This window comes from Pseudomonas sp. SAS7, from assembly GCF_052112345.1.
In the GTDB taxonomy this organism is placed as follows: Bacteria; Pseudomonadota; Gammaproteobacteria; order Pseudomonadales; family Pseudomonadaceae; genus Aquipseudomonas; species Aquipseudomonas putida_Q.
In genome coordinates this window covers 1-219 of the sequence record NZ_JBEGGO010000081.1, presented here as the reverse complement: position 1 = coordinate 219, position 219 = coordinate 1, and the positions used below count along the sequence as shown (strand labels likewise).

Sequence of the window (219 nt, the reverse complement as noted above, 5' to 3'; positions counted from 1 at the left end):
CGACTGGCTTGCGGTCAGCTTGGCGACAACTTCGTCGATGGTGTCGGTCACTTTGACCGAAGCATCGCCGCCCAACTGCAGGTTTTCGAAGGCCGCACCAGTAGCGTCTACCGCCGACTTGATGCCGAGGGAAATTTCGCCGGCGTCTTGGTAGACGTCATCGCCCTGCGCGTCGTGGGTGTACGGCGCGCTGGTTTCGCCGGCCTTGATGGTGACCTG

The 219-nt window shown here is 62.1% G+C and carries 1 protein-coding gene; it reads right to left on the bottom strand.

Annotated features, from left to right (window positions below; genetic code table 11):
• A partial coding sequence (locus ABI582_RS28780; RefSeq protein ID WP_442121007.1) for an immunoglobulin-like domain-containing protein occupies window positions 1-219 on the bottom strand: 219 nt, incomplete at both ends.